Annotated in this window: 2 protein-coding genes; both read left to right on the forward strand. The window is 39.9% G+C overall.

Going from position 1 to position 1,899, the window contains the following annotated elements; all coding sequences use genetic code 11:
• Positions 1-793, forward strand: a 793-nt coding sequence (locus tag GWI68_RS00025; RefSeq protein WP_166539022.1) for a VENN motif pre-toxin domain-containing protein, incomplete at its 5' end; no start/stop codon positions are given.
• A gap of 218 nt (positions 794-1,011) precedes the next feature.
• Entirely contained in the window at positions 1,012-1,368 is a 357-nt protein-coding gene (locus GWI68_RS00030; protein ID WP_109410249.1) for a hypothetical protein, read from the forward strand.
• The last annotated feature ends 531 nt before the right edge of the window (positions 1,369-1,899 follow it).

A 1,899-nucleotide genomic window follows, 5' to 3' on the forward strand; every position in this document is an offset into this window, starting at 1 on the left:
AGGTGAGAATGCAGTAGTGCAAGCTTCTGGCGCAATGACAGGGGAAACAGTGGGTATTTTATCTCACTCATTTTATGGCAAAACCCCCGAAGAACTCACTGAAACTGAAAAGCAGAATATAAGTGCATGGGCAACGTTAACCTCTGGGATTGTCGGCGGTTTAATTAGCGATAATAGTGCCGGTGTTGCCAATGCCGCCCAAGCCGGGAAAGTGGTGGTTGAGAATAATTGGTTGAGCACCAATCAACTAGAAAATTTTGCACATAAAGCAAGAACTTGTGTCGGTGAAGAATGTCAGCAAGTTATTCGTGATATGGTTGATGCCAATATTCGGCAACAGGAAGAAATAAAGCAAATTTGTTCAACCTCACCAGAGCAGTGTAAACAGCAGTATGGATATTTAGTTGAACAATGGAATGCTTTCGATACAGCAATAAAACATCTTGCCGCAGATAAATCGTTGTCTGATGATTTTCGTGATTATCTGCCTGCAGTGTATATGTTGAGTATGGATGCGACAGGGATTACAGTCGAACATCAGTGGGCTAAACGATTTGAGGCAATGGGGCTTGAACCAGAAGCAGCCGGTTTGATAGCAATGGCTCTTCCCGGAATGATTAATGGTGGGAGTGGTAAAGGAAATAAAGGTACGACTCCAAAGCAACCTAACTCTCATAACCCAGTAAATATTGCAACTAATTTTACTAAAACACCTCAAGCTATTTGGGGGCGTTCTACAGAGGATATAGCTCAAGATTTTAAAGCCGCAGGCTATCAAGTTAATGTTCGTTAATCAACACGAGGTTCTGGCCAAGCAGTTATTATTGAGGTTAAAGGACATCCTGAAATTAGTCAAATCCAATATCACCCAGGAGGAGGTAGACATGGCGGTAGTTATTATAAAGTATCCACAACAACACAAGGTACAATGAAAGTTGTAGACCCAAGTACATACAAAACAATGCAAAATGAGAAAGCCACAATAATTGATAAAACTAAAGAGTAGATATTATGAAACAATTGGAATGGATTACTCGTGCTTTTATGCAGCCAAGTAATATCCAAATAAGTTTATTCCCTGATTTTGTAAATGTTGCAGATCAACTTGCTGTTGAATGGGAAATTGCACTAGATGATATAAACTATGAGTTATTATCTGTTGAACAATGTTCAACAATAAAAGAGTTTGATGATTATATGTTATCAATCAGCGGTCCAAATAATGTACGTTTTTGGAGTAATGAAGCACTTGCATCCAGTATGGAATGGGAAAAAATGAGAGTGCTAGCTCGAAAAGTTGTAGTCAGTATGGGATGGGCTACAACGCCTCCTCCTAATGATAATGCAATATATATCAATCATGAGTAATAAATTATTGAAATAAGATTTCTATTATATAATGGAACCTTTTATTTACCTCACACATCAGCTAACCGGATAATCAACTATCCGGCTTAGCAATAGGGACTACCTTCGTTAGTTGCGCAGGTTATCGACTTAGCAACCACGATTGATACTATTCGTGGTACGAACCAAGCGAAAGCTGATTCAAAACTCGATAATCTTTCTGATACTGCTTACGACAATCTCTATCAAGCCCTTTCAGAAACCAATGATAACGTCACCGAGCGTGATATTCAAAATCACCTCTTCCAGCAAGCCTTACAGGATTATACCAACCAATCCGACTTTGGTTCGGGGGGTAAATACACCCGCGCAATTCAAGTCATCACTGCATTTACGCAAGGTGTAATGGGCAACAATATTGTTACCGCGATTGCTAATGGTTCCGCCCCTTATCTTGCCAATGAAGTGAAAAACCAAATTCAAGGTAATAGTGTTGAAAGTGATATTCAGCGCACCATTACCCACGGCTTACTGAATGCCAGCCTTGCGTTG

Source organism: Proteus sp. G2669 (genome assembly GCF_009915245.1).
Lineage (GTDB): Bacteria > Pseudomonadota > Gammaproteobacteria > Enterobacterales > Enterobacteriaceae > Proteus.